General features: G+C 69.6%; 22 protein-coding genes and 1 tRNA gene. 1 reads left to right on the plus strand and 22 read right to left on the minus strand.

From position 1 onward, the window contains the following. Positions 1-6 precede the first annotated feature (6 nt). From U1703_RS07590 to U1703_RS07675, 18 genes are all read right to left on the minus strand, one after another. The gene (locus U1703_RS07590; protein ID WP_320451851.1) at positions 7-1,134 is read right to left on the minus strand and encodes an OmpA family protein; all 1,128 of its coding nucleotides are present in this window, start codon (positions 1,132-1,134) and stop codon (positions 7-9) included. Positions 1,135-1,250: 116 nt separating this feature from the next. After that, a complete protein-coding gene (locus U1703_RS07595) occupies positions 1,251-1,751 on the minus strand; it encodes a DUF2793 domain-containing protein (RefSeq protein ID WP_332785205.1) in 501 nt (166 codons plus the stop codon). A 4-nt stretch (positions 1,752-1,755) separates the two neighbouring features. Continuing rightward, on the minus strand, positions 1,756-3,879 hold the full coding sequence (locus U1703_RS07600) for a phage tail protein (protein ID WP_332785206.1): 2,124 nt from the start codon (positions 3,877-3,879) through the stop codon (positions 1,756-1,758). Next, positions 3,879-4,262 (minus strand): peptidoglycan endopeptidase, encoded by a 384-nt coding sequence (locus tag U1703_RS07605; protein WP_332785207.1) that lies wholly within the window; start codon positions 4,260-4,262, stop codon positions 3,879-3,881. The genes U1703_RS07600 and U1703_RS07605 overlap by 1 nt, the downstream gene beginning before the upstream one ends. Continuing rightward, positions 4,259-5,065 carry a phage/gene transfer agent baseplate hub protein gene (locus U1703_RS07610; RefSeq protein ID WP_332785208.1) on the minus strand — a complete coding sequence of 269 codons (807 nt, stop codon included), beginning with the start codon at positions 5,063-5,065 and terminating at the stop codon, positions 4,259-4,261. The genes U1703_RS07605 and U1703_RS07610 overlap by 4 nt, the downstream gene beginning before the upstream one ends. After that, positions 5,062-7,335, minus strand: a complete 2,274-nt coding sequence (locus tag U1703_RS07615; protein ID WP_332785209.1) for a DUF2460 domain-containing protein — start codon at positions 7,333-7,335, stop codon at positions 5,062-5,064. The genes U1703_RS07610 and U1703_RS07615 overlap by 4 nt, the downstream gene beginning before the upstream one ends. A gap of 34 nt (positions 7,336-7,369) precedes the next feature. After that, positions 7,370-7,906, minus strand: coding sequence for a tail tape measure protein (locus U1703_RS07620; RefSeq protein ID WP_332785210.1), 537 nt, complete (start codon positions 7,904-7,906; stop codon positions 7,370-7,372). Next, positions 7,899-8,093 carry a phage tail assembly chaperone gene (locus U1703_RS07625; RefSeq protein ID WP_332785211.1) on the minus strand — a complete coding sequence of 65 codons (195 nt, stop codon included), beginning with the start codon at positions 8,091-8,093 and terminating at the stop codon, positions 7,899-7,901. Before U1703_RS07625 ends, U1703_RS07620 begins: the two co-directional genes overlap by 8 nt. Continuing rightward, positions 8,090-8,398 (minus strand): gene transfer agent family protein, encoded by a 309-nt coding sequence (locus tag U1703_RS07630; protein WP_332785212.1) that lies wholly within the window; start codon positions 8,396-8,398, stop codon positions 8,090-8,092. The genes U1703_RS07625 and U1703_RS07630 overlap by 4 nt, the downstream gene beginning before the upstream one ends. Continuing rightward, positions 8,395-8,802: a phage major tail protein, TP901-1 family gene (locus tag U1703_RS07635; protein WP_320451507.1), complete on the minus strand. Its 408-nt coding sequence runs from the start codon at positions 8,800-8,802 to the stop codon at positions 8,395-8,397. The genes U1703_RS07630 and U1703_RS07635 overlap by 4 nt, the downstream gene beginning before the upstream one ends. A gap of 11 nt (positions 8,803-8,813) precedes the next feature. Then, on the minus strand, positions 8,814-9,203 hold the full coding sequence (gp17, locus tag U1703_RS07640) for a tail completion protein gp17 (RefSeq protein WP_332785213.1): 390 nt from the start codon (positions 9,201-9,203) through the stop codon (positions 8,814-8,816). Then, positions 9,200-9,694 carry a head-tail connector protein gene (locus tag U1703_RS07645; protein ID WP_332785214.1) on the minus strand — a complete coding sequence of 165 codons (495 nt, stop codon included), beginning with the start codon at positions 9,692-9,694 and terminating at the stop codon, positions 9,200-9,202. The genes gp17 and U1703_RS07645 overlap by 4 nt, the downstream gene beginning before the upstream one ends. Before the next feature lie 197 nt (positions 9,695-9,891). After that, on the minus strand, positions 9,892-10,887 hold the full coding sequence (locus U1703_RS07650) for a phage major capsid protein (RefSeq protein WP_332785215.1): 996 nt from the start codon (positions 10,885-10,887) through the stop codon (positions 9,892-9,894). 1 nt (position 10,888) lies between these two features. Beyond that, positions 10,889-11,269, minus strand: coding sequence for an HK97 family phage prohead protease (locus U1703_RS07655; protein WP_332785216.1), 381 nt, complete (start codon positions 11,267-11,269; stop codon positions 10,889-10,891). Then, positions 11,266-11,571 (minus strand): DUF6127 family protein, encoded by a 306-nt coding sequence (locus tag U1703_RS07660; protein WP_332785217.1) that lies wholly within the window; start codon positions 11,569-11,571, stop codon positions 11,266-11,268. The genes U1703_RS07655 and U1703_RS07660 overlap by 4 nt, the downstream gene beginning before the upstream one ends. Further along, positions 11,568-12,671, minus strand: a complete 1,104-nt coding sequence (locus U1703_RS07665) for a phage portal protein (RefSeq protein WP_332785218.1) — start codon at positions 12,669-12,671, stop codon at positions 11,568-11,570. Before U1703_RS07665 ends, U1703_RS07660 begins: the two co-directional genes overlap by 4 nt. 152 nt (positions 12,672-12,823) lie before the next feature. Next, the gene (locus U1703_RS07670; protein ID WP_332785219.1) at positions 12,824-14,134 is read right to left on the minus strand and encodes a DNA-packaging protein; all 1,311 of its coding nucleotides are present in this window, start codon (positions 14,132-14,134) and stop codon (positions 12,824-12,826) included. After that, positions 14,134-14,613, minus strand: a complete 480-nt coding sequence (locus tag U1703_RS07675) for a hypothetical protein (RefSeq protein ID WP_332785220.1) — start codon at positions 14,611-14,613, stop codon at positions 14,134-14,136. The genes U1703_RS07670 and U1703_RS07675 overlap by 1 nt, the downstream gene beginning before the upstream one ends. Positions 14,614-14,799: 186 nt before the next feature. Between U1703_RS07675 and U1703_RS07680 the strand changes: the two genes are divergently transcribed. Continuing rightward, positions 14,800-14,875, plus strand: a tRNA-Val gene (locus tag U1703_RS07680). Between the two features lie 180 nt (positions 14,876-15,055). On the opposite strand, the gene U1703_RS07685 is transcribed toward U1703_RS07680, so the two are convergent. The 4 genes from U1703_RS07685 to U1703_RS07700 all read right to left on the minus strand — a co-directional run bounded on the left by U1703_RS07685 (position 15,056) and on the right by U1703_RS07700 (position 20,890). Further along, positions 15,056-17,035, minus strand: a complete 1,980-nt coding sequence (locus tag U1703_RS07685) for a glycoside hydrolase family 127 protein (protein ID WP_332785221.1) — start codon at positions 17,033-17,035, stop codon at positions 15,056-15,058. Positions 17,036-17,208: 173 nt separating this feature from the next. Further along, entirely contained in the window at positions 17,209-18,936 is a 1,728-nt protein-coding gene (locus U1703_RS07690) for a hypothetical protein (RefSeq protein WP_332785222.1), read from the minus strand. A gap of 20 nt (positions 18,937-18,956) precedes the next feature. Then, positions 18,957-20,033: a protein-glutamate methylesterase/protein-glutamine glutaminase gene (locus U1703_RS07695; RefSeq protein WP_332785223.1), complete on the minus strand. Its 1,077-nt coding sequence runs from the start codon at positions 20,031-20,033 to the stop codon at positions 18,957-18,959. A 5-nt stretch (positions 20,034-20,038) separates the two neighbouring features. Next, complete coding sequence (locus U1703_RS07700) at positions 20,039-20,890, minus strand: CheR family methyltransferase (protein ID WP_332785224.1); 852 nt, start codon at positions 20,888-20,890, stop codon at positions 20,039-20,041. Between the last annotated feature and the right edge of the window lie 64 nt (positions 20,891-20,954).

Below are 20,954 nucleotides of genomic sequence, written 5' to 3' on the forward strand. Positions count from 1 at the left end.
CGTGGCTTACTGGCCAGCGCCCGGACCGTAGGTGATCTCGACGCGACGGTTCTGCACTTCGCGCACGCCGTCGGCGGTCTGCACGCGCAGCTTGTCGCGCTGCTCGCCGAACGCTTCGGTCGTGATCGTGCCGTCCGGGATCGAACGCGAGGTCATGTACGCCTTCACCGCGTCGGCACGACGCTGCGAAAGGCCCATGTTGTAACGCGGCGTACCCGAGGTGTCGGTGTAACCCGCAACCATCACGCGCGCATTGCCGCAGCTCTGGTACTGCGTGATCGCGTTGTCGAGGATCGACGCGGCTTCCGGAGTGACGTCCGACTTGTCCCACTCGAAGAACACGATGAACGGACCCGGCGAGCACGCCACTGCCTCGGGAGCAGGCGGCGGGGGCGGCGGGGGAGGAGGAGGCGGGGGCGGCGGGGGCGGGGGCGGCGGCGGCGGAGCTGCCGGTTCGCCGAAGTTGTACGCCACGCCACCCAGGATCGAGTGCGAACGGAAACGGCCGTCGAACGTGTTGTTCGCGACGTCGACCAGCTTGACGTTCTCGGCGTTGAAGAAGCGATACTTCAGCGTCGCGTCGATGTGGTCGGTCAGCGGAGCACGGATGCCCGCCAGAGCCTGCCACGCGAACACGGTGTCCGAGTCGTTCAGGAAGTCGGCACGACGGTTCAGGGCGTAGTTCGCCTTGACGCGTGCGACGCCGACGCCGCCGCCGACGAAGCCCTGGATGCCATCATCCGAACCGAAGTCCAGCAAGCCGTTCAGCATGAAGCTGAGCGCCGAGGTGGAGCCACCGGCCAGAGGATAGTTGCCAGCCGCAACGGTGCCAGCACCGATGCCGGTGTTGGTCAGCGTGGTCGAGCTGAAGCCGTCGACGGTTGCACGACGGTAACCGGCTTCGGTTTCCAGTCGGAAACCACCGAAGTCGTAACCCATCACGGCGTCAACGTCATAACCATAGTCATGGTCGACGCTGGCGACGCCAGTGCGCGTGCCGGTGACATCATAATCGATGTCTTCGACGATCATACCGCCGCCTTCGATGCCGACGTACCACGACTTGTCGCGGGCGAGGGCAGGCGAAGCCAGGGCGGTGGAGGCGAGTGCCAGAACAATGGCAAGCTTCCGCATCATAGTCCCCTTTCTTGGTTGTCACTACGGACAGCGCAAACCCACTATCGGAGCGTTGGTTTCCACGCAAGCAAACAAAAGCCCCGGACTGTGGCATTAAAGGCACAGGATTTTGGTCAGCCGGAGGCGATCAAACCATGGTCGCGAAGCGCGGCAACGATCAACCCAAGCGCAGATCGTGCTTCTGAATCAATGACTTGTCCACCATTCGGTAAAAGGATCCCGGGTCGTTGCGTGCCGACAACTTTTTTTCCGTCCACAATCAGCTCGCGCGCCAGGACACGCCCCGTGTGCCACGCCGTCCCGTCCCATTCGGACCGGCACTGCGCCGCCCGGTTCCACACCGAAAGACCGGCGCGCGGAACCAGGAACCGCCAGCCGCCATCGGTCCATCCCGCAAGCGCCTGCGCATGTCCCGCCCAGGCACCGGTCGGCCGGGCACCGACGATCCAGGCCTGCCCCGGCTGCGCGTCACCGGGCGGGGTATCCAGCCCGACCGCCTCGACACAGGGCTGCACGACCAGGTCGAGCAGGCTCAGCGCCTCGTTGTGCGTGGTTTCCTTGTGCGCCTGTCCCGCCGCCAGCAGCGGCAATGTCCAGCGCGGCGTCTCGTCCATCATCTCACCCCTCCCCCACGAAACCGACCAGCGGGGCCGATGCGCCCCATATTCCCAGTTGCCGGATCGTCACCCGCGCACCGTCCGCCGCCTCGCCGGTCCAGCCGGGGGTGGACAGTTCCTCGACCCGGTCGCCAATGGCGATGCGGTAGCGCTCCACCTCCTCGCCGAGCGGCACGTCGACCCCGTCGAGCCAGCGCCAGCCGATCCGGCTGCGCCGTGTCCACCCGATCGTCACGCGTCCGTCCGCCGCCCGCGTGCATCGCCACCCGACCGGCGCGGGCGGCAGGATCGAGGCACCGGTGACGTCGGCAAAGGCCTCCACGCCGTCGCCACCGTCGCCGACGCCATGCGCCAGCAACCGGACGCGCTTGCCCAGCATCGTCATCGGCAGGTCGATCGTGCGGACGCATCCCGGCTCCAGCATGACGAAATCGGTGCCCGGCCCGGCTCGCCCGATCTGTGCCTCGGTCCCGCGCAGGCCGCGGTACAGCCCGCTCAGCCGCCAATGCCCATCCCCCAGCGGCCGGGCGCTGGCGAACTGGATCAGCTCGCCACCGATCCAGGCGATATTGGCCCCCGCCGCCAGCGCCGCCGGGTCGGCATCGGCAAGGTCCTGCTCCACGCGCACGTCGATGCTGCCGCGCCGATCGACCAGCCGCGCGGTGCCGCCGGGGCCGATCGCCGCCACCTTGCCCATCACGCCGGGCAGTGCGGTGCCCCCGATCGCGATCCAGCTGGCCCCGTCGTCCAGGCTATAGGCCAGGTTCGCCTGTCGCCAGCCCGGCCCGCCCGCCGCCACGACCGACAGTCTTGGGCTCGACAACGGATCGTCGGCCAGCGACGGCACCTCGAACGCGACCAGCCGGGTCGTGCCAATCACCCGTTCGACAGGCCGTGCGATCCGGCCCGGCGACGCGGGCAGGCGCGCGGCGGCCTGACCGAGCGGAACGCAGGTCAGCCGGACCGCCATCGCCTCCCACGCCGCCTCCACCACCCGCCAGCGCCCATTCTCGCCCATGATGGCGATCGTCGTGCCCGGCGTGATGGCCAGCGCGTCTGGCCCGATCGTCAGGGTGCGCCGGACCCGCTCGGCCGCGCGTCGCGCCAACCGGCTTTCCGCCAGCGTCCGCGCGGTCGACGAGTCGAGCGCGGCGGCCAGGTCCAGTCGTTCGTCCCGCACGCCGCCGGGACGACGCGCGCGCTGCGTGCCGATCTGATAGTCTCGCGCCGGGTCGTAATGGGCCACGGTCACGCTGGCGGGCACCACCGCCTCTGCTGCGATGGTCCGCATGCCGCGCTTTCCCGGCCGCTCCGCCCCCATACCCTCGTCCCGGACCGCTTGCGCCGGCGCCGTGCCCGGCATCGCCAGTCGCAGACCTGCGCCGTCCGCCACCCACTGGCCGCCGCCGATCTCGGCCAGCGTCGCCAGCACGGCACCGATGCTGCCACCCCCCGCCGCAAAGCCCGCCACGGGCAATCCGGGATCACCGCCATGGACCAGCGGCGACAGCGTTTGCGCGATCGTTCCGCACGCAACGGGACCGGCATCCGCCTCCACCTCGAAGGTCAGTTGCGGGATCCGGTTGCCGAACTCGGCCAGCGCCAGCCCCTCGAACACCGCATAGGCGAGCCCCCGAAAGGCGGACGCCCGCGCACCCTCGATCGAGGCGATCAGCGGGTCGACCGGCTGGTCCTCGGTGCCGGGATAGAGGCGAAAGCCGGTCGCCACCTTGAAGTCGCCCGCGCTCCCGCGCAGCAACCGGCCATCGGCCCAGATCCGCCCCACCCGCCGTATTCCCCGCCCCGACAGGGCGACCGCGAAGTTGGCGGAATAGCTATAGCTTTCGGTGGCGGCCCGCCCCTTGCCCCCGCCGGTCAGCCCGCGCGCCTCGACCAGGTCGGTCGCCCAGATCAGCGGCCCGGCGACACGCATCGCGCCGAAGATGGCGGGCATCTGCGTCCCATAGGTCGAGGTCTGGACCGACAGCTCGGCCAGACGCGGCCCCTGTCGCCGGGGCGATCCCAGCACCGCATGATCGACCCGGTTGCCGATCAACGCCCCGATCGCACCGCCCACCGGCCCCAACAGCGCACGCCCCACCGTGCCCAAGACCAAGGTCGCCATTACCCCTCTCCCTTCCAATATCCGAGCACCGGCCAGGGCGGCACACCCGGGCGCCAGGCGACGCGGCGAAGCCCCGCATCGGCATGGACGATCCCGTCGCTTACCCGGATCGCCAGATGCAGTTGCCCCGGCCCGGCACGCAGCAGCAGGACCGCACCGGGCGCGTCCCCGCCGCGCGCGAAGGCGGCATCGAGCAACGCCGCCACCCGCCCCGCGTCCCCGCTGCGCCAGCCGTAACCGGTCGGCGCCGACCGCCCCGTCGCCAGCGCGACCAGCCCGACGCAATCGACCCCATGCACCGCATCGCGACCGTGCAACCGGAACCGCACGCCGACCAGCGCCCGCGCCGCCTCCTCCACATCGTCGACAGGCTCGGGGGTCATGCGCCGGGGTATCGGGTCAGCAGGTCGATGCCCGGCAGGAACGGCTCGCCCCGGAAGTTCATGACATTGGCAAAGCGCGACAGGCAGGTTTCGAGGCGCTTGTCGCACCCCTCGACCAGTTCGATCAGCGCACCCGGCGCAACGGGGAAGGCAGGCGCGGCGGACAGCCATAGCTGCGTGCCCTCCGATCGCGCCACCGCGCCCTCCAGCCCGGCATTGTCGCCACCGAACCAGATCAGCCGCCCCTGGCCATAGGCGTTCGCCACCGGCTCGATGGTATCGAGCGTCAGGCCGACCTCGCCGTCCCACGCCGTCACCCGCGCGAACCGCCGCCGCCCCGCCATCGCGACGCGACACCGCCGGTCGCCCAGCATCGCGCGGCAATCGGGCGAGGTCTCCTCCGCCACCGGCCGGTCGAGCAACGCCCCGACCCCGCGCAGTTCGGCCGAGAAACCACCCTCGCCCAGTTGCACCGCACCGATCGTCCCCTGGCCCAGCGGCACGGGCGCGCCCTCGCCGCTCCAGTCGACCGCGATCGCCGCCACGCTCGCCCCGTCCCAGCGCCCGCCGAGCAGATCGCGCTCGCCGATCGCCGCACTGGTCAGCGCGCCCGATGCCTCCATCAGATCGGGATCGAGCGCATCGCCGCGCAGGATCGCACTGGGCGTGAGTCCGGGTGCGGCGCGGTAACGCAGGCCATCGATCCACAGGTCGTGGTCATGCCCGGTCAACCCGATCGTCACCCCGTCGCGACGCTCGATCCGCCAGCACAACACCCATGTGGTCAGCGTGTCCGCGCTCATGCCTCGCGCACCTCGACCAGCGGGACAGAGGCCGCCGCGCCGGCCCGAAAGCCCACCAGGGTCACGCTCAGCCGGTCCTCTGCAAAGCGAACGGGCACGTCGAAGGTGAAGCTGGCCGTGATCGCCGCGCCGCTGGCGGGCGCGGTGTCGAGCAGAAGCCACCCGCCCGGCTCCAGGGCGAAGCCGGTGACGCCGCGGCCCGCGACCTTGACCGACATGCTGCCAGCGACCGGCCGGGTGATGCGGCGCGGCTGGTCGCCATAATAGCGGACCAGCGCGAAACGGCGCGTGCTGCCGTCGCCCCGGCCCAGCACCTCCTCGGTGCCGATGCTGTCGAACGGATCGCGCAGGCGAAAGCCCCGCGCCGGCCCCATCCGCGCCCGGAAAAAACCGAGCAGCGCCGCGATATCCTCGGCCGAGCGGAGGCCGGGGCCGACATCATAGGTCGTGCGCGCCTCCGCCCAGGCGGCATTGCGCGCCTCTCGCCCGCCCGCCCCGGTCAGGATCGCGGTCGAGAAGCCCGGCGTCACCTCCGCCTCGCGGCCCAGCGCCAGCGGGAACAGCACATCGTCGAAAGCCTGCATCTCGTCCTCCTCCCCTTCCCAGCATGCGAATCCGTCGCGCATCACCTGCGGCATCGCCCACAGGAAGGTCGCCGCCACACCTCGCGCACGCGCCGCCTCCGCCGCCCCGGCGATCCAGCCCCATTGCCCGCGCTGGTCCGCGCGCAGGACGAAGCCCGACAGATAATGCTGGCGCTCCGGGGGATAGCCGAGCCGGGCCTCGGCCAGCGCCACGCCCTTGCGGGTCGCGGCGGTGTCGCCCCCCGTCACCCAGTCATAATCCTCAAGTTGCAGCACATCGAAGGCCGGACTCGCCCAGCCGACCGGCATGTTGGCTCGCTTGGCCTCGGGCGCGAGCGGATCGAGCACGGTCGGCAGATAGGTGAGCAGATGCGTGACGCAGCCCGGTGCCGCCGCCTTCACCGCCGCGCACAAAGCGGCGGTCGAGGCGGCCAGGCACGCCCCCGCCCGGTCGAGCGTGTCGCGCTGCGCCTGGGTCTTGCTCCCCGCCATGCTCGCCATCGGCACCGGCGCGAAGGCCGCCACCGCCGCGGCATCGTACAGGCACGGTGCGCCGTCCGAGGGGCGCACCCACCACCAGGGCTCGCCGACCTGGAACTGCGGCCGCAATCCCGCGACCTGCCCGATCGCCAGGAACGCCTGCGCGACAGCTTGAAGATAGGCCATCGCCCCCGAATGCGCCGGGCTGAGCAGCGTCGACGGCGGCTCCCAGCCGGTCAGCGCGGGCGCGCCGTCGGCGGATCGCTGTTTCCAGTCACCCCAGCAATGCGCGTCGAACAGCTCATAGGACAGCGACCAGATCAGGTCGTAACCCAGCGCCTTCACCTCATGCGCCAACCCGCGATGCCATGCCGCACTCGCCACATTCAGCGCACCGCCGCTCAGGCTGGCGTACAGCCCCTCCCCGCTGCGTTCGAGCCGGAAATAATGGCTCATGCCAACATAATGGACGATGCTGCCGCGATAGCCGAGGTGCAGCATGTTGCGCAGCAAACGCTGCGGCGTCAGGTGATAGCTGTCGTCATAGCCGCTGGCGATGTGGAAACCCTGTTCGGGCAGCACCGCCGCCCCGACCCCGATCACCGCGCCCGGCCCGTCACAGGCGATGCCGGTCAGCTCGGCCCAGCCCTCCTGCGGCCGGGCCAGGAAGCGTGCGCCCGCGTCGTAATCGGGTGCCACCAGCGAGACGAACATGCGGTCGACATCCCCGGCCCAGACGGGATCGCGATCCTCGGGAAACCGGAACCCGCCTGCCAGCGAGGCGAAGTCGATGACGACCTCGGCATCCTCGGGCGTGCCGGTCGCGTAATTCCACAGCCGCACATACCAGGCGCGGGGCCGACCGCTCTCGTCGCGACCCTCGATGGTCAGCGTCGGCCCGTGCCGTGCATCGAGCGGCTTGATCCCGCCCGACCGCCAGCGGAACCGCAACCGGCAATCGCGATAGTCGCGCACCGTGTCGTAGCGCAGCAGCGGATGGTCGTGCCGGTCGGCCGATTCCCAGATCAGCCCCGCCAGATCGTCGGCGCGGTAGAAGACCGTATCGACACGCACGGCATCGGGCGCGGTCGCGACCACCGCCGCCATCATCGGGCGTGGAAAATCCACCGTCCAGTATCGCGGGTCGAAGCGCGACAACACGTCGCTCCGCTGGTCGCGGCGTTCGCTATGCAGACACCATGGCATGGGTTCTTCTCCCAGATTGCGAGGCTCCCGCCCCTCAGTCCTCGGACAGCGCCGCGCGCACCGCACGCGCCACTTGGCGGCTGGAGCGTTGCAGCACGCCGCCCGCTTCCCCCGCCCCGGCGTTGATCGTGATCGCCACCCGCACGTCACGCGCGGCCCCGCCGGGGCGCAGCGTCTCGACCCGCCCGCTGCTGGTCGGCACGAAGACCTCGGGCCCGCGCTCGCCGACCAGATAGGGACGGTCGGGCGATACCGGTCCGCCGGTCGCCCGCCCCGGCAAGCCCGAAACCAGCCCGCCCAGCAGGCCGAACAGGTCGCCATCGCCGACCGCGCCCAGCCCCTGTTTCAGCGCCGCCCGCGCAATCTGGTCGAGCACCGACAGCGCGGTCGCCTTCAGTTCCTCGAACCCGAACTTGCCGGTCCGGGCGGCGCGCAGCAGCGCCCCCTCCACCGTGCGGGCGCCCAGTTCGGCCGCGTCGCCCAGCCCGCGCGACAGCTCGGTGCGCATCGTCGCCATGTCGGCGGCGAAGCCCCGCATGTCGATGCGGGGTACAAAATCCTGTTCATCCATCCGGATACATCTCCCGCAACCGGGCGAGCGTGGCGGACGAGGATGGCTCACGCCCGTCCCCGCCCGTCATCGCCGTCACGATCCCCTGAAGCTCGGCGGGGGTGACGCGCCAGAAGCGGTCGGGCGACCAGCCCAGCACCGCCCCCGCCATTCCCGCCAGCCGCGCCGCCGCCTCCGCGAACGTCACCGCCCGCCCAATATCTGGCGCAGCAATTGGCGCAGCACCGGCGCCAGTGCCGCCAGCCCAAGATCGACCAGCGCCTCGCCCAGTTGCTCGCGACTCAGCCCCTCGGGCACCTCACGCAGGCAGTGCCAGATCAGCGCCGCCGCCTCGCCGAGCGACAGCTTTCCCCCGCCCGCGCGCTCGACCAACTCGAACAGCGGGCCCAGCTCGCCCTCCGCCGCGACCAAAGCCTGGAAGCTCGGCCGCACGACCAGCTCCGCGCCGCCGACGCGAACGCTCGCCTCGCCGCGCACCGGATTCGCACTCATGCCGACACCACGGGGCCAGAGCTTTCCAGCGCCAGCGTGTAGGTCCGCTCACCGCCGAAATCGCCGCTATAGTCGAGCCGCGTGACCAGGAAGCGCCCGGTCATCGACCCGCCGCTCTCGAAGCTCAACCGATAGGTTTCGATCGTGCCCGCCAGCGCATGGCCGCGCATCCGCGCTTCCGCCGCCGATCCGGTGAAGACGCCCGCGCCGCCCACGCTGACATGGCGCACGCCCGCGCCCGACAGCAATTCGCGCCAGCCGCCCGAATCCTTGTTCGTTACCACCACCGTCTCGCCATTGATCGACAGCTGCGTGGTGCGCAGCCCCGCCATCGTCGCGAAGGCGGGCGGCTCGGCCCCGTCGCCGATCTTGAGCAGAAAGGCGCTTCCCTTTTCGATTGCCATGATGATCCCCCCTATTGTCCCATACGCCACAGCCGGGCGCGCCATTCGACGCTCGCGGTCCAGCGTGCCCCCGTCTTGGCCATGCGGGTCGCCATCGCGGTCCACCCCGCGACCAGCCATCCGTCCGCCAGCATGTCCGGCAGCGCGATCGCCTCCACCGCCTGCATCGCGGTGCGCAGGCGGAGCGGCCGCTCGCCCTCATCGGTCAGCGTGACGGTCACGCGCAGTTCACGCCCCTCGATTCCCGCCGCGCCCCAATCGCTCTCGCTCGGCTCGCCCAGCACCGCCTGCGGCACGCTGGCCCGCACCGGCACGGCATCGAACAGCGTCACCGCAAACGGCTGCAATACCGTCCGCAGCTTGGCCAACAGGCCGCCGCGCAACGCCTCGCGCGCGGTCATGGCCGCCTCGGCACGTCGAGTCGCATCCGCCGCCAGGGCCGCCACAGCGCGGCGACGGCGGCGGGCGGGACGGCGGCGGCATCGCGATTGTCGAACAGATGCGCGCCCATGATCGCCACGCCATGCGCGATCTCGGGCGGCAGCGCGGCCCAGCCATCGGCAAGTCCGGCGCGGTAGCGGACCAGCGCCGCCTCGCTCGGCCGGGCCCAGCCCCGGCCGTCACCGTCGATCTCGCCCAACCCGTCCGACAGGATCGCCCGCACGGGCACCGCCGACAATGCCTGCCAGTCCACCCCGCCCGCCAAGCGCTCCTCAACCATCCGCTCGACCAGCATCTGCCCGCAAAAGGATTCGGCGAGCGCCAGCGCGACACCCGCGACCCGCTCGACCAATGCGGCTTCGTTCCCTTCCTCCAGGCGGAGCAGCGCACGGATTGCGCCCGCCGCCGCCGTCACGGTCGCAAGGGGCATGGCCTCCTTCGTCCCGCTCATCATGAATTCTCCTTCACCGATACAAGTTGCGACAGGCGCGACACACGGGCGTCACAGTTGGGGCGCAGAGGGTTGTTCAGCCGCTGCCCGCCTCCCCCTTGGGCACCGGCCATGCCGACCCCGCGCCCCCCGGCCGGTTCGGCATCCTCCCTGAACTACGGGGCAGCCCCTTGCGGCTGCCCCGATTTTTCACCGGTTCAGGTGGTCGCGAACTTCATCAGCTTGATCGCCTCCGAGTCGCTGACGCAGCCGCCGATTCGCCGCGTGGCGTAGAAGGTGACGAACGGCTTGTTGCTGTACGGATCGCGCAGGATCGCGGTCTCGGCACGCTCGGTGATCAGATACCCCGCCTGGAAATTGCCGAAGGCGATGGCGCAAGCATTCTCCGCGATATCGGGCATGTCCTCCGCCTCGATCACCGGATAGCCGAGCAGCGTGGCGGGCTGCCCCGCCGCAAGCCCCGGCGCCCAGAGGAACTGGCCGTCGGTCGTCTTCGCCTTGCGGATGCGCGCCGAGGTGGCGGCATTCATCACGAAGCACGCCCCCTGGCGGTACGGCGCGCGCAGCAACTGGACCAGATCGACCAATCGGTCTTCCGCCCCGGCCCCGAACGCACCCGGCGCGCCGCTGGGCAGATATTGCAGCGTGCCGTACGGACGCACCCCGTCCCTGACGGCCGAGATGGCATTGGTCAGGAAGCCCTTGGGCCGGTTGACGCCCGATCCGTTGACGAAGGCCTGCCCCTCGGCACGCGCGAATTCGGTCGCGATCTCCCCCGCGAGCCAGCCCTCCACGTCGAAGGCCGCATCGTCCAGCATCGCCTGGCTGGCCGACGGGTTGGCGTACAGCTCGCCCATCGGCGGGGCGAGTTCGATGAAGCTGGGCGTCGCCGTCTCGGGCCGCGCCGCCGTCTCGCTTGCCCAGCCGGACGGCGTGCCGCCGGTCGTCACCAGCTTGCGATAGCCCGCCGAGCCGACGGTCACGACGTTCGCGATACCGCGAATCGGCGAGACGTTGCGCAGGACCGAGGCGATCGCCGCGTCGATCTCACGCGGCACGGCGAACCCGCCGCTGTCGCCGGTGGTGCCGGTAAAGGCCTTCAGCTCGACGGTGGTGCCGCTGCGCACATAGCCGTCGAAAGCGCCGCCGCCCTTGCGCGCGCCGTCCAGCACGGGCCGTTCGATCACGTCCATATCAGTCCCCCTTGGTCAAAATGTGAATCACGCGGGCGAGCGGTTGCATCGGCACCGTCACCAGGCTGATCTCGATGAGTTCGGCCGACAGGATCGCGCGGGCACCGCCCTGATGGACGACGCGCGGCCGGTATCCGACCGACAGCCCCGCCACCGCACCTGCCCGGACCAGCGCAGCCAGCGCCGGGTCGTCGACCGTCCCCGCGACCGACAGGCCCGTATCGTCCTCGGCCAGCGCGGTGATCCGCCCCATCGCGCTGCCCCGATGCTGCCAGAGCAGCGGCACCATGCCGGCATCGGCGAATGCGCCGCGCCGCATGACGTCGCCCGCCCGGTCCATCCGGTCCCAGACCGCGGCATAGCCGGTGAAGGAAAGGCTCATTTCAGCCAGTCCTCCATCCCCAACCGCATCGCGATTCCCGCCAGCACCAATGCGCCGAGCAACCGGGTCAGCCAGCCGACCGCGCTTTTCCACACCGACGACTTGGCCTCGCGCCACGCCGACAGCAGTTCGCGCAGTTCGGCGACATCCTCCGCGGCGTCGGCATCGGCGAGGCCCAGCCGGGTGAGAGCCCGCGTCGCGCCGAGTTCGCCCGCTTCCTCCGCGACCGCGCGCAACGTGACGAGGTCCGCGCCGCTATCCGCCGCCTGCGCCAACAGCCGCGCCAGAACATCACCGCTCATGACAGGCCGACCATCTGGCGCTTTTCCGCCGAATCGAGAAAGTCGGCCGATGCCGCCATGGCCCAAAGCATCTGGCGTTCCTCGGCCAGCGCGGTGACGCGGTTGACGTCGACCGACAGGCTCGCGCCCTCGAACCAGCCCGCCAGCCCTTGCGCCAGGCCGCCCAGTATACCGCCCGCCAACGGCAGGATCGCCTGCCGCCACAGCGCGCGATTGGCCTCGCGGTAATTGGCATAAGTATTGTCGCCGGGCAGGCCGAGCAGCATCGGCGGCACCCCGAAGGCGAGTGCGATCTCACGCGCTGCCGAGGATTTGGTGGCGTTGAAGTCGAGTTCCGCCGGCGTCAGGCTCATCGCCTGCCATTTGAGGCCACCTTCCAGCAGCAGCGGACGCCCGGCATTGCCGCTTCCCGCAAACCCCTCCATCTCGGCGCGCAACCGCTCGAACTGGTCCGGGGTCAGGGTCGAGCCGTCACCCGGATCATAGACCAGCGCGCCCGATGGCCGCGCCGCATTGTCGAGCAGCGCCCGGTTCCAGGTGGCAGCCGCATTATGGATCGCGATCGCCCCCGCCGCCGCGCCCAGGCAGCCCAGCCCGTAATGATCGTCGAGCGGGTGGCAGCTTTTCAGATGCACGACATGGCCGCGCACCGGATCGACCGGCAACGTCGTCACCCGCCCACCGGCGCGATAGAGGAACGCGGCGGGCCAGCCGCTGGCGTCCAGCGCCATCGTCACCCGCTCGGGGCGCAGCGCGAACAGCTCGGCCACCTCGCCCTCGGCATCACGCAGGATCTGCACATAGGCATTGCCGTGCAGCAGCATATGCGTCGCGACCGTCTCCAGGAGCGCCTGCCCCTCGCTGCGCGCCGCGACCAGCGCGACCAGTTCGGGATGCGAGGCGGTGAGCGGCGCATCGGCCATTCCGCCCGCGACCATCCGTACCGCGCGCTGCGCCACCGGATTGCGCAGATAGCCCTCGCGCACCTGCGTTTCATAGGACGGTGCCGAGCCCGTCAGCGGCACCCCCGACCGGGCCAAACCCAACCCGAGCAGCGGACGCGCGGCCCCCCGCCCGGTCTTGCGACCGAACATCCTCATCTCGAATCTCCTTTAGCTCCTCCCCGGTACGGGGAGGTGGCAGCGCCAAGCGCTGACGGAGGGGGGCTTCCACACAGGTCGCCCTTTGCGGCACGCCCCCTCCACCACCGCTTCGCGGCGTTCCCCCTCCCCGTTCCGGGGAGGATTACGCGCTACAAATTCCGTATCCCCGGCGCGCCCCGCCCCGACAGCATCAGCTCGGTCAGCGCCCACACCAGCGCGTCGGCGCGATCCGGCGAGCGGCCGGGCCCGTCATAGGCCCCCGCCACGCCCAGCCCGCAAAGCTCGTCCTCCAGCGCCGGGAAGCCTCGCGAATGCCACACGCGGCCCTGCGCATAGAGGAACGACACCGGCTCCGCCCGCGCGGTCTTTCCGATGGAGGCATAGACCAGATGCACCGGCAGGGTCGGATCGGCGAGCCGCAGTACGCTTTCCACCATGTCGCCGCCCTGGTTGCGCTCGGCCACCACCCGGTCCGCCCGGTTCCGCCTGGCGCACCCTGCGACCCGCGCCGCCCAGCCCTCGGGCGACAGCCCCGCTTCGCTGGCATCCTCCAGCACATAGCCGTGCCCGTCGCGGCCCAGCCCGACCGCAACGATCCCGCAGGCATCGCCGCTGCTCGTCGCGGGCGGATCGACGCCGACCACCACCCGGTCGAGCGATGGCACCGTTTTGGCCCGCTGCCGGTCGAGCAGCGCGCGGGTCCACAAGGCCCCCTCGCGGTCGTCGACCATCTCGCCGTCCAGTTCCTGCCGCCCCAGCCGCGTGTCGCCATATTGCGCCAGCATCGCGTTCTGGAAACTGTCGGGCAGATGCGCATTGTCGCTGGTCCGCCCGATCGTCTCCACGCAATCGGGCAGCGCCATGACCTTGCGCATCAAGGGCGTCGCGCGCGGCGTGGTCGTAACCAGCACGCGCGGGCGCTCGCCCAGCCGGAGCGTCATCATCAGATTGTCCCATCCGGCCTCCCCCTTCCACTTGCCCAGCTCGTCACACCACGCCGCGTGATGCTGCGGCCCGCGCAACGCCTCGGGCGCGGCGGCCGAATAGGCGAAGCCGATCGCGCCGGATGCGAAATGCACCTGCCCCAGGCTGCCGATCCATTTCGGCGTCTCGCCCTTGCGCGCCACCGCCAGCAGCCCGCTTTCGCCGCGCACCATCACCCGTTCGACATCGCGCAGCGTCGCTCCCATCAGCGCGATCCGTGCACCCGGATTGTCGCGGGCGAGCGCACTCACCCACTCGGCCCCCGCGCGCGTCTTGCCGAAACCGCGGCCCGCGCGGATCAGCCAGACCCGCCAGTCGCCCGGCGGCGCCACCTGTCCGTCATGCGCCCATAATTCCCACCGCTCGACCAGCTCGCGCTTCTGCGCCGGGGTCAGGGCCGCCAGCGCCTGTTCCCGCGCATGGGGCTCCAGCATCGCCAGCGTGGCGAGCCGCGCCGCCGCATCGTGCCCCGCCATCACGCCATCCCCTTCAACCGCCGCCGCGCCAGCCCGTCGAGCGCACGTTCCAGCGCCGCATCGGTTTCCGCCGCACTCGCCCGCACCGCGTCGCTCCCGGCGTCACCCGCACGGGCCAGCGCATCACGGCGCGCGAGCAGCTTCAGATAGAATTGCACCTCGGTGGCGCTGAGCGGCGGGGTGATGGAGAGGCCGGTGGTCCCCGCACCGGCCTCTCCGCCCTCCTCCCCGTCCCCGGCCGCCAACAGGGCGAGCATCCGGCGCAGCAGCCCTTCCTCGACCAGCGCGTGCGCCGTGCCGATCGCCGCGTCCCAGGCCTCGTCAAAAGCCCGGTCGCGCCGCCGCAAGGCCTGCGCACCACGCAGCGTTTCTCCCACCGCCCGTGCCGCTGCCCCCGCATCGGCGCTGATCGCCAGCGCCGCCAGGAATTGCCGTCGTCGCGCCAGCGTCCACCGCGCGCCCTCCCCCATTCCGGCCATTCCCGCTCCCCCCGAAGCACCGGAGGCCGACCGGGCCACTCCCCCGACCCCGCCCGCCTCCGATGTTCCCTTTATGTACCGAAGGCCGCCGGATTTGTATCCAACAAACGAACCAGCCTGGTTGGTCGCGCAAAAGCGGCTTGCCAGATGCAAGGCGCATCGGCATTAGGCGGTCTTCCCGAAAGGGGGCGATTAGCTCAGTTGGTAGAGCGTCTCGTTTACACCGAGAATGTCGGCGGTTCGAGCCCGTCATCGCCCACCATTTTCCCGATTTATCGCTTCGGCAGCAACGCCCTCATATTCCTCCCCTGCGGAGGAGGGGGGACCATGCGCGGCATGGTGGAGGGACGTCCCACCTGCGAGGATGGTCCAACCTCTCCGACCGTGACACCCCTCCGTCAGGCCTTGGGCCTGCCACCTCCTTGCCGGGGAGGAATGACGCTCAGGCCAGCTTCCAGTAGGTCGCGTACCGCTCATGCGCGATGCGGTGGTACGGGACCAGCCGTACCGGTCGGCCATCTGCGGCCGGGACGGTGAATTCCAGCGGCTTGCCCGTCGCGGCGATCTTCTTCGTCAGTTCCTCCGGTTCGCCCGACAGGACCGGTGCCTGGAAGGGCGTGTCGTTATACTCGCCATATTTGCGCTCGCTGACGATGATGTCCGCCCCCGGGGCCAGATCCTGCCGCCCGAGCGCGCCTGCCAGAACGAGCGGACCATAGGTGAAGGCGACGATGTCCGGTGCGGCGGGCGTGCTCTCGAATCCGGATTCCATGACCAGGCGCCATTCGACCGTGTCGCCGGTCTTCCACGTCCGGGTCAGTTCGGCATAGCTGCCGGGCTTGTCCGAGCGCGGCACCTCCGCGCCGTTGACCAGCAGGGTTGCGGTGCGGCTCCATTTCGGGTGGCGCAGCTTCAGGGTGAGTTCGGTCGGCTGGCGGAGTTTCCAGCGGAATTGCGTGTTCGCCGCCTCCGGGAAATTCGTCATCTGGGTCAGTTCCGCCCCCTGATCCGCCCAGGTCAGGGTCGAGGGGATGAACAGGTTCACATAAAGCGTGCGGTCGTCATGGAAGTAGATCGAGTCGCGATACTTCACATGATTTTCCATCCCCGTGCCGGTGCAGCACCAGAAGCTGTCCTCCGGCGTGTGATAGAGCTTCATGTAGCCCGGCCGCGCGCCCTGGAAATAGGTCGCCATGCCTGAGTCCGGGTCCTGCGAGGCGAGGATGCCGTTGTAGAGCGTGCGCTCGTAATAATCGGCATATTCGGCCTGCGGATCATGCAGGAACAGCGCGCGGGTCAGCTTCAGCATGTTATGCTGGCCGCAGGTTTCCGACCCCTTGGCCGAGAAGACGTGCTTGTCGAAATCCGCCATGGCGAAGAAATATTCGCCATCGCCGTGCCCGCCGGTCGCGTACGAGCGGGTATCGGCGACCGTCCGCCAGAAAAAGGCGGCGGCGTTGCGATACTGGTCATGGCCCGTCGCCTCGAACACCCGCTGGAACCCGATGATCTTGGGCACCTGCGTATTGGCGTGCAGCCCGTCGAGGTGATCCTGCCCCTTGGCGAGCGGGTTCAGAATCGCCTTTTGCGAGAAACGCTCGGCCAGGCGGGCATAATCGCGGTTGCCGGTCATGAAATACAGGTCCGCATAGACCTCGTTCATGCCGCCATATTCGGTCTGCAGCATCGTCTCGAACTGCGCGTCCGACAGCGGCTTCGTCGCGACGACGCCCCAGTCGGCCAGCCGGATCAGCACCGCACGCGCAGCCTCGCTGCCGGTCAGCAGCGTCGCGTCGCGCAGGCCCGCATAGACCTTGTGCAGCGTGTACCAGGGCACGCCGGTGATCGGCTCGCCCCGCAGGTGCGCCGCGACCACCGCGGCCCCCTTGGGGAAAGCGCAGACCAGCCCGCTGCCCGCCGCCTGCTGGCACGCGGCCAGTTCCCCGGCAATATAGTCGATGCGCTGGCGATACCGCTTATCCTTGGTCGCACGATAGGCGAGCGCACAGGCCGAGAGATAATGGCCCAGCGTATGGCCATGGCAGTTGATCTCGGCCCATTGCTGCTCCGATTCCCAGCCGCCATAGACCGGTGCCTTGGGTTTCAGCCCGGCATTGGTGCGGAAATTGGCGAGCATCCGGTCGGGCTGGAGGCGCATCAGATACGCCTCGGTCATCTTCTGCGCATGGAGGAAGGGGCTGTCCGCCAGCGCGACATCGGCCATGTCGAAGGGCTGGACCGCCGTGGCGGGTGCCGTCGCGACCGGCCTGGCCGCGCCCTGCGCCCAGGCGGATGCGGGCATGACCGCCCCCCATCCCGTCGCCAGCGCACCGATGCTGGCCCCCAAAGCGGCCTGGGTCAGGACGTCGCGACGCGACGGGGCGGAACAGCATGAGGACACCGATCTTCTCCGACTATTCATATTTTCCTTTTGGGTGACAGGATCGGGCGGGCGACGCAATATCTTTGTCATTCCGGCCGATAAACGCGGAAACGCAACGACCGGAGTCCCGTCGCCCTTCCCGAGCGATTCCGCGGAGACCTCTATTTGTCAGACAGGAAAATCACACCTGTCCGACATCACTTCACCCCGGATCAGAACAATCCGTCATCGTCGTCATCGTCGAACGACACCGCGATCGGCGCGGGGGCGGCGGCGATCATGTCGGGCAGCAGGAAGGCGGCGTGGATGTGGCGCTCTGCCGCCATGGTGTAGAGGCTTGCCGCCCAAGGCAGCAGTTCGTGCAGCACCCGGATGTCTGCCGCGCTGAGCTCCGTCTCACTGGTGCATTCGGGCGCGACCCGGTCGGCATAGTTCAACAGCGTCTCGGCCACCTCGCTCAGGGTATCGGCAAAGGCGCGCTGGCCGCCCAGTTCCATCGCGCTGGCCTCCAGCGAGGACAGGACGCGCCGGGCATCGCCGCCGCCCCGCGTCATCGCCAGTGACGAGCTTTCGCAGGCGCGCCGCACCACCGACAGCGCCTCGGCCAGGGCACCGCCTGTGTCCGACTCGCCGTCATGGCCGTCCTGGACCAGGTCGATCGCGCTCAGCACGGTGATCAGCCGTCCGACCGCCAGGCTCAACTGGTCTAGGCGGCTGGCGCAGGGGGCGACCTCCTTGGCGATCACCGCCACCGCGCGCCCCAGCGTCCCGTGACGACGGCACAGCAACTGGGTGTTGGTCGAGATGTCTTGGACGTTGACCGCGATGTTGCGGATGCGCCCCAGCCCCTCGGTCAGGTCGGCCAGCGTACGCCCGACAAAGCCGGTCAGCTGCGCCAGATGCCCGTCCGCATCGCAAAGCTGGTCGGTGACGTTGCCCAGCGTCGCGATGCCGTGCTCCAGCTTGAACAGCAGCTGGCCGTCGTCGCCGCCCTGCGAGCCCAGCAACTCGCGCAGATGGTCCGCCAGCGGCCCCAGCCGGTCGATCGCCGCGACGATCGCCGTCAGTTCGCGGCCGAACTCGTCGGCCATCGCGTTCAGCTGCGCCGCGATCAGCCGTGCCATATGGGCCCGCGCACCCGGCGGCAGGGCCGCGCCCCCGCCCTCGTCGGCGACGATACGGGCCAGCATCGCGATCGCATGTTCGGCGCGCTGGCGCACGCTGTCGCCGATCTGGATCGCGCCCAGGATGCGGGCGACCTCACCCTGCACGGTACGCACGATGCCGCCGACCTCGTCGGTCATGCGCATCACCGACTGGACATGGTCCTGCAACGCGTTGGCGTTGGCGGTCAGCTCGGTCGGGATCGTCGTGCCGGTGCGCGCGCATTCGGCGGCGAGCAGGCGGTCGGCCTGCTGCACGTCACCGACCACCCGCCCGAACTGGTCGAGCTGGCGTTCGATCTGGCGCAGTTCCTGGCGTCCGCTGGACAGTTTTTCGTCCATGCCGACGACGAAGTTGAAGAACGCCGCCTCGCCCGACGAGGCGATCTTGATGTTCATGCCATAGATGCCGAGCAGCTTCAGGATCGTGCTGACCTCGTTCAGCAGGCCGCGCAACTCGCGGGTACGTCCGGTCAGCGTCTCGACCTCGATCGCGCGGCGGCGCTGGATCATGGGCAGGCTGATGAGGCGATAGGCGACATCACGCAACTTGCCGACGGCGACGCCTGCGGTGTCGGGCGACAGCGCCTCGCGGATCGCGGTCAGCCCCTCGGCCATGCCGTCGATCGTGCCGATCGCGGTGGCCAGCGTTTCGCCGGTGTCGCGAAAGGCGTCCTCCAGCCCTCCCATCCGGCTGTCCAGCCGCTCGGCCAGCATCGCGAATGTGGTGGCGCCGCCGTCTTCGGCGATGGCGGTATCGGTGTCGATCCGGGCCATGTACATGATGTCGTCTTTCCTTAGCGGGCCGTGGCGTGGAGCAGTTCGCGCGCGACGCTGCCCAGCGGAATGATCTTGTCGTGTGCGCCGCGCGCGATCGCTTCCTTGGGCATGCCGAACACGACCGAGGTCGCCTCGTCCTGCGCAAAGGTGCGTGCACCCGCCTGCTTCATCTCGAGCAGGCCGCGCGCGCCGTCGTCGCCCATGCCGGTCAGGATGATGCCGACCGCGTTGGACCCGGCGTTGCGCGCCGCCGAACGGAACAGCACGTCGACCGACGGGCGATGTCGCGACACCAGCGGCCCCTCGCGCACCGACACGACATAGCGCGCGCCCTGTCGCTCCAGCATGGTGTGGCGCAGGCCGCCCGGCGCGATCAGCACCCGGCCGCGCATCACGGTGTCGCCGTCCTCGGCCTCCTTGACGTCGACCTGGCACAGCCCGTCGAGCCGCTTGGCAAAGGCGCGGGTGAAGCTTTCGGGCATGTGCTGGACGATGACGATACCCGGCGAATTGGCGGGCAGCGCCTCCAGCACCTCGCGCAGCGCCTCGGTCCCGCCGGTCGACGCGCCGATGCACACCACCATCTCGGTCGTGCGGCTCATCGCGCGGCCGGTCGGCGGCGGCAGGACGGCGTCGGCGGTCAGCTTCTTGGCCGGCTCGGTGGTTAGACCTGCGGGACGGCGCGCGCCGATCCGCGCCTTTGCCGCGCCCTTCACCGTCTCGCGGATCATCGCATGCGCCTCGACCAGATGGTCGGCGACGCCGACCCGCGGCTTCAGGATGACGTCGACCGCCCCCGCCTCCAGCGCCTGGAGCAGCGTCTCGGACCCTTCCTCGACCAGCGAGGAGCACATGACGACGGGGATCGGATGCTGCGACATCAATTTGCGCAGGAAGGTGATGCCGTCCATGCGCGGCATCTCGACGTCGAGCGTGATGACGTCGGGCACCTGCTCCTGGATGTAACGCGCCGCGGCGAAGGGATCGGCGGCCGCGGCCATCACCTCGATCTGCGGATCGGCGGACAGGATCGCGGTCATCGCCTGGCGGACGCTGGCGCTGTCGTCGATCACGAGGACTCGGATTTTCGGCATGACGCTCAGATCCGCTGGAAGACGGTGTTGGCCACCGCCTTTAGGGGAAGGTCGAAGCCGGTGATCGATTCCGAATGGCCCAGGAATATCAGGCCGCCGGGGCGCAGACATTCGGCCAAACGGCGAACCACCTTTTCCTGGGTCGGCTTGTCGAAATAGATCAGGACGTTGCGACAGAAGATGATGTCCATCGGATCGCCGACCGGATAGCGCGCATCCATCAGGTTCATCTGCGCAAAGCCGATGGCAGAGCGCAGCTTGGGCACGATGCGCATCTCGCCGCGTTTCGGATCGCTGGCCTTCATCGCATAGCGGTTGCGCAAGGCGACCGGCACCGGATCCAGCATCGACGAAGGATAGATGCCGCGCCTGGCGGTATACAGCACCTCGCTGTCCAGGTCCGTCGCCAGGATGCCGAAATCGGGCCCGCCATGATCCTGGGCGAACGAGTCGAGCAGCATGGCCAGCGTATAGGGCTCCGCCCCCGTCGAGCACGCGGCGCTCCACACCCGCAGACGACGCATCCCCTCGTCGCGCAGGCGCGGCATCACGGTGCCCATCAGATATTCGAAATGCTTGGGCTCGCGGAAGAAGTCGGTCTTGTTCGTCGTGACCGCGTTCAACAGATGCTCGCGCTCTTCGTCCAGATGGCTGCCCTCGAACAGCCAGCTGCAATAGGCGCTGAGGGTGGACAGGCCGGTCGCGCGCACCCGGCGGCGCAGGCGCCCCTCGATCATGGTGATCTTGGCCGGGGGCAGGCGGATGCCGCACTCCTGATAGACATAGGCCGAAATTCGGTCGAAATCGCGGGGTTGAAGCGCATCGGCGGATACCGCCACGCGGGCCTGGCTGCTCAAAGGGACGGCTCCGGTAATAACGAGGGAAGGAGCGGTCGGCGGCATTCGCGCCGCCGACCCCGAA

Origin of the sequence: Sphingomonas flavida (assembly GCF_036663655.1) — a bacterium.
In the GTDB taxonomy this organism is placed as follows: domain Bacteria; phylum Pseudomonadota; class Alphaproteobacteria; order Sphingomonadales; family Sphingomonadaceae; genus Sphingomonas.